This is a genomic window from Mesorhizobium sp. M5C.F.Ca.IN.020.32.2.1 (assembly GCF_004023105.1).
GTDB lineage: Bacteria > Pseudomonadota > Alphaproteobacteria > Rhizobiales > Rhizobiaceae > Mesorhizobium > Mesorhizobium wenxiniae.
The window spans coordinates 1-5,273 of the sequence record NZ_RZSX01000432.1 but is presented as its reverse complement, the minus strand read 5'-3'; the positions used below and the strand labels follow the sequence as shown (position 1 = coordinate 5,273).

Sequence of the window (5,273 nt, the reverse complement as noted above, 5' to 3'; positions counted from 1 at the left end):
TCGAGCGCAATTGCGCGCTCGCCAAGGAGCTGTACATCAACGTCACGCCGGCGTTGGTTCTCGGCGACGAAGTGATTTCAGGTGTGCTCAAGATTCACACGCTGGAACGCTTCATCGCCAAAGAGCGAGAAGAAGCTAAGCGTCGTGCCGGATCACCAACTTCGGCATTTTGACAGCGTGGCGGCCGGTGCGATCCCGTTCTCTGGCCACGAGTGCCGCCTCTCGCGTCGGGCCAAATCTCTTATATGGCCCGGCAACGCGGTAGTGGGCGGACCAAGCCGTTCTATGCAGCGCACCAGACAAAGGGCAATGACCAAAGCCGTCCCGGACATCGCATCGGAGTTCAACGTCTTTGCACCAATGCCCAGCAATGGTCGCCGCGACAAACAACGCCTGCAAACGGGCGCTGTGAGCCGCCGTCGTTCAACGAAAGATCACCAACGGAGGTCCCGAGGAGGCCCCATGAATCGCTGCACATCAGCATTTGCAATTCTTGCTTTCGGCACGTTCTGCACATCGTCGACCATCGCCATGGCGGCGCATTCGACCACCTATTCAGCGCCCGACAAGAGCGTCGTGTTTCTTGGTGGCGTTGGCTACACCTGGCTAAAGGGCAACGAGCTTTTCTACGACGAAGTGGGCAATCGTATCAGCAAATTGATCTGGGAAACCGGCGCGCCGGTTCTGACCACCGGGCTAAAGGCCGAGGTCTGGAAGAACTGGACCATCTCAGCCAACGGCGTATTGCCGGACAGGATTGGTCGGATCAGTCAATCCACCCCGACACCCGCCTTGACCGCTACATCAACCTTGACATGGCAGCAGGCCCAGACTTCGTGATCAACGATGCCACGGTTATCAACCTTCATGGTGGCTTCAAATACACCAACATGAAGTGGAAGGCCTATGGCGGTTCGTACATATAGAGTGGGGACCGCTTCGGCTTTCGCGAGGATCGCGGCAAGTTCCCGGACGGCGAACCGGTCATCGATTACGAACAGCGCTATTTCGGCCTGTTCCTTGGCGCGAAAGCGACCACGACGCTCGGGAACTTGACGCTCTCGGGTCTGCTCCGCAGCGGCTTCACCGTTGATGCAAGCGCTGTTGACCATCACTGGCTGCGCGAGGAGGGGCGCGGCCTGCGATTTGAGGACGACTTCTTCACGGTGCCGTTCATCTCGGCCGGCGCCAAGATCGATTATCAGATGACCGACCGCGCCAGCGTCTTCCTGGCCGGCAATGTCGACAAATATTTTCGCAACAAAGGCTAGAAAACGGCCTACAGCATCGCGACCGGCGAACAAGGAACCCACAAGGATAGCGCTGGCATGGACTTCTATGCCTTGACCCTGTCGGCCGGCTTCAAGCTGACGTTTTAAGCGCAGTCATTTCTGACGCTGAGCACGTAAGACCATGCGTGCATTAAGGACGCACAATGCCTCTGCGCGCAATCCATTCAATCGCGGATATCCAAGCGGCGCCGACGTCGGCCAGAATCTCAGGATTGTCCGGGCGGTCCGCCAGGCCTGGTATGGCCGGCGTGGAGGTGTTGTCCGCCGGTCATCCCGTCGATTTTAAGGTCCCGACGGCCGTCTGGCACCGGTGCGCGAGCCGCCAGAAAAGCGTGGCCTTCCGCGCGATCCCGAAGCCACAAACCGTGAGAACCCGTGCGACACCGCCGCATCACGTCGTGTCGTGCATCGATGCCAAGCGGCTCGGCGTTGAGCTCGCCGCACGCCAGAATAAACTTGGCGCTCCTCAAGATTGCAGAGTCAGGCTAGTGGGTTGCGTCCCGCGGCGTCGTCTCCCAGCGTCAACCGGATCGTCTCGGCAATCTCCTCATCGGGCGCGCCGGGACGCGGTTCATCGTAAAGGCTATCGAGCCGCTGTTCGGCAAAGCGCCGACGCAATGTGCCCACTGTGTTGGGCGTTGCACCAAGGCGTAAGGCAATTTCCTTGTTCTACATCCTCTCGCTGGCCAGCAGCACTATCCGCGCCCGTCGCGGCAGGCCTTGCGCCGTGCCTCGACGCCGGACCAGACCCTCCAGTTCACTCGGCTCTGCTGCGGAGCCAGCGCCTTGAGCAGCGGCCAACCTGGACTCGTCCCGTCCTCGAAAAGCAAATTGTTACGCAGATGCTTGTCCACCCTGACCCGAGCCATCGTCCTGCACGCTTTCGCCGTTGCGCGCGACGAAGACCGCAACGCTTCATCGCGCTTGGCGTAGCGGCACCAGGGACCGCCCATCGAATGACTCATGCGAGGCATCTCAAGGCTGTCCGCGGTCCAGCGCCAGATCTCCGCCTCGCCCGAGGCGCGCAGAGCTGGCCGGTTGTGCAGGAGCCGTAGGCAATATTCGCCGTCCTTGTTCGGATGGGTAACGCTTGCGTCTCCCGTCGCATTCTACCTCGCTTTCCGAACGTAGCCGTGATGCGAACTCTTGCTGCATATAAAGTCGAATCAGGGGGATTTGGATCATACGATACGGAGGCTTGACTTTGGCAGTCGCTCTGCGACGTTACCTATATAAAGGTCGAAATGAGGTGATATGGCTCATGGATAGGCCACGGAGACCCGAATGACGGCAACGCATAAACGCACCTATTCGCGCTACGCGATGGAAGCGCTTGGCCTTTTCGGTAAGACCATCCGGCTGGGCCGGATGCAGCACCGGTTAACCGCACAGGAGTTAGCCGAGAGAATCGGTGTTTCACGCAGCACCCTGCAGCGCATCGAGAAGGGCGATCCCAAAGTCGAAATCGGACTGATGTTCGAAGCTGCTGCCATTGTCGGTGTGAAGCTGTTCGATGCGGACGGCAAGGGCATCACAGCCCTCACAGGCCGCATGGACGATCGCATCGCGCTGCTGCCGAAGCACGTCTACAAGGCCGGCAAGCAGATCGTCGATGAGTTCTAAGGTCCCCAAGTACGACGAAGCCTATGTCTGGGTCTGGCTGCCGGGCGAGACCGCGCCGGTTGTCGCCGGGCGGCTATATGCCCATGACGGACTCGTCAGCTTCAACTATGGCAGGAGCTTTCGTGAACTGGGCAGCGCGATCCCGCTTTATCTCCCGGAACTGCCCCTGAAGGCAGGCGAATTGCCTTTGCTTCCTGGCCTAACCATGCCGGGATGCATCCGCGATGCTGCCCCCGATGCCTGGGGACGACGGGTTATCCTAAACCGCAAATTCGGTGTGAAGGGCGATGAAATCGCGCGGCTCGATATTTCAGAACTGACGTTCCTGCTGGAATCAGGCTCGGACCGCATCGGCGCGCTCGATTTTCAGTTTTCGCCCACGAATTACGAGCCGCGCGCACTGGCCAATGCCACTCTCGAAGAGCTTGTCCAATCGGCGGAGCGGGTAGAGAAAGGTATTCCGCTCACCCCCGAATTAGATCAGGCGCTGCATCACGGCAGCTCGATCGGCGGCGCAAGGCCAAAGGCGCTGATCGAGGACGACGCCATCAAGCATGTCGCGAAATTTTCCTCGTCTGCCGACCTTTACAGCGTCGTCAAAGGAGAATTCATAGCCATGCGGCTTGCCGCCTTGTGCGGCATCAGAGCGGCATCCGTCTCGCTTGTTCGCGCCGCAGGCAAGGACGTGTTGCTCGTCGAGCGATTCGACCGGATCAAGGTCACGGGCGGCTGGCAACGCAAATCCATGGTCTCAGCGCTGACGATGCTCGCGCTCGATGAGATGATGGCGCGTTACGCCAGCTACCAGGATTTGGCGGAGATCATTCGCCACCGATTCACCGCGCCGTCGGAAACTCTGCGCGAGTTGTTCAGCCGCATTGTCTTCAACATACTTTGCGGCAACACCGACGATCATGCCCGCAACCATGCGGCATTCTGGGACGGGGCTAAGCTCACCCTCACGCCTGCTTACGATATTTGTCCGCAGGCCCGCAGTGGCCAGGAGGCCAGCCAGGCCATGCTCATCAGCGGCAATAACCGCATGAGCCGGATCGCGTCCTGCCTTGAAGCCGCGCATCACTTCCTGCTCAGCGCGCCGGAAGCTCTTGCGATTGTTGAAGGCCAGCTCCGATGCATTGCGAAGAATTGGCCGCGTGTCAGCGAGGAAGCTACGCTATCCGGCACAGATCGCAATCTGTTCTGGGGCCGACAGTTCCTCAATCCCTACGCTTTTACGGCGCTGGAAGGGAGCGCCGACGTTCTCCGCGCTCTGGCTGACGAACTACGCAACAGTGTTCACGCCTGATCCGGCGCTGGATTTCGGACAAGCTCGGCAAGCGCAAGACGCCCACAATATGGACAATCCTTGCCGTGCCAGCACGAAGTCATGAACACACGGCTCTTCGACAGCGACAACGTGCACTGCGGAGAGATGTGGAGCTGACACCGCAAGAGCCCACAGACGGTATCCCCGCGGTCACGGCCGTCTTGCTGAGGTAGGCTGAAGGCTGCAAGTCCTAGTGCAAGCACTAGGAGTAGCCCTGTGACGAAGCATCAGATTGAAGTGATCACGTCGGTCGAGCGGCGCCGGCGCTGGTCTCGGGAGGATAAGGAGCGGCTGGTCGCGGCGACGTTTGAGCCTGGGGCTAGTGTTTCCGAGACCGCGCGATCGGCTGGCATTCATGTGAGCCAGCTTTTCCGGTGGCGCAAGGAACTCTGCCAGATCTCCGCGCCGTCCGTGCCGCAACTCGTTGCCGTGGAAGTCGTCGAGGCGCTGCCAGCGCCGCAATCGCCAGCGCAGCCACCGCCGATCTCCAGACCGCGCAAGAAGAGCAGCATGGTGTCGATCGAGCTTGGCGGCGCCCGCCGCCTGCGGGTCGAGAGTGATATCGATAGCGAGGCGCTCGGCCGGATCCTGGATGTGCTGGAGCGGCGATGATCTCGATCCCGAGCGGCGTTAAGGTGTGGCTCGCCACTGGCTATACCGATATGCGCAAGGGCTTCCCGGGCCTGTCGCTGATGGTGCAGGAGACATTGAAGCGCGATCCGCACACCGGTTACCTGTTCTGTTTCCGCGGGCGGCAGGGTGACTTGATCAAGGTGATCTGGCATGACGGCCAGGGTGCCTGCCTGTTCACGAAGAAGCTCGAGCGTGGCCGGTTCATCTGGCCATCGGCCGATGGCACGGTGGTGATCACGCCCGCGCAGCTCGGCTATTTGCTAGAAGGCATCGACTGGCGGATGCCGCAAAAAACCTGGCGTCCGAGCTCGGCGGGATGAGCAAAACCGCTGGCTTGGCGGGAGCGAATATGATTCCATCGCGCCATGACCGATGTGGCCGATCAGCTTCCCGGTGAC

8 protein-coding genes are annotated in these 5,273 nt (G+C 60.3%); 5 read left to right on the top strand and 3 right to left on the bottom strand.

The genetic code is table 11. From position 1 onward, the window contains the following. The first annotated feature begins 309 nt into the window (after positions 1-309). Entirely contained in the window at positions 310-840 is a 531-nt protein-coding gene (locus EOA86_RS40485) for a hypothetical protein (protein ID WP_236370649.1), read from the top strand. On the opposite strand, the gene EOA86_RS41280 is transcribed toward EOA86_RS40485, so the two are convergent. The 3 genes from EOA86_RS41280 to EOA86_RS38750 form a co-directional block, all read right to left on the bottom strand. Beyond that, positions 771-1,304 (bottom strand): hypothetical protein, encoded by a 534-nt coding sequence (locus tag EOA86_RS41280; RefSeq protein WP_245500214.1) that lies wholly within the window; start codon positions 1,302-1,304, stop codon positions 771-773. The genes EOA86_RS40485 and EOA86_RS41280 overlap by 70 nt on opposite strands. A 468-nt stretch (positions 1,305-1,772) precedes the next feature. Beyond that, a complete protein-coding gene (locus tag EOA86_RS38755) occupies positions 1,773-1,919 on the bottom strand; it encodes a hypothetical protein (protein WP_164783578.1) in 147 nt (48 codons plus the stop codon). A gap of 68 nt (positions 1,920-1,987) precedes the next feature. Beyond that, positions 1,988-2,161, bottom strand: coding sequence for a hypothetical protein (locus EOA86_RS38750; RefSeq protein ID WP_164891873.1), 174 nt, complete (start codon positions 2,159-2,161; stop codon positions 1,988-1,990). 454 nt (positions 2,162-2,615) lie between these two features. On the opposite strand from EOA86_RS38750, the gene EOA86_RS20850 reads away from it, so the two are divergent. The 4 genes from EOA86_RS20850 to tnpB all read left to right on the top strand — a co-directional run bounded on the left by EOA86_RS20850 (position 2,616) and on the right by tnpB (position 5,195). Next, positions 2,616-2,915, top strand: a complete 300-nt coding sequence (locus EOA86_RS20850; protein WP_240992510.1) for a helix-turn-helix transcriptional regulator — start codon at positions 2,616-2,618, stop codon at positions 2,913-2,915. After that, on the top strand, positions 2,905-4,221 hold the full coding sequence (locus tag EOA86_RS20845; protein WP_095521246.1) for a HipA domain-containing protein: 1,317 nt from the start codon (positions 2,905-2,907) through the stop codon (positions 4,219-4,221). The genes EOA86_RS20850 and EOA86_RS20845 overlap by 11 nt, the downstream gene beginning before the upstream one ends. Before the next feature lie 237 nt (positions 4,222-4,458). Then, positions 4,459-4,854: a transposase gene (locus tag EOA86_RS20840; protein ID WP_164891872.1), complete on the top strand. Its 396-nt coding sequence runs from the start codon at positions 4,459-4,461 to the stop codon at positions 4,852-4,854. Continuing rightward, positions 4,851-5,195, top strand: a complete 345-nt coding sequence (gene tnpB / locus EOA86_RS20835; protein ID WP_127284559.1) for an IS66 family insertion sequence element accessory protein TnpB — start codon at positions 4,851-4,853, stop codon at positions 5,193-5,195. The genes EOA86_RS20840 and tnpB overlap by 4 nt, the downstream gene beginning before the upstream one ends. The last annotated feature ends 78 nt before the right edge of the window (positions 5,196-5,273 follow it).

What these genes read in the sequence shown, in the direction of transcription:
- EOA86_RS40485 (WP_236370649.1), top strand. Translation starts at nt 310, where the DNA reads ATGACCAAAGCCGTCCCGGACATCGCATCGGAGTTCAACGTCTTTGCA.
- tnpB (WP_127284559.1), top strand. Translation starts at nt 4,851, where the DNA reads ATGATCTCGATCCCGAGCGGCGTTAAGGTGTGGCTCGCCACTGGCTAT.
- EOA86_RS20850 (WP_240992510.1), top strand. Translation starts at nt 2,616, where the DNA reads ATGGAAGCGCTTGGCCTTTTCGGTAAGACCATCCGGCTGGGCCGGATG.
- EOA86_RS20845 (WP_095521246.1), top strand. Translation starts at nt 2,905, where the DNA reads ATGAGTTCTAAGGTCCCCAAGTACGACGAAGCCTATGTCTGGGTCTGG.
- EOA86_RS38750 (WP_164891873.1), bottom strand. Translation starts at nt 2,161, where the DNA reads ATGGCTCGGGTCAGGGTGGACAAGCATCTGCGTAACAATTTGCTTTTC.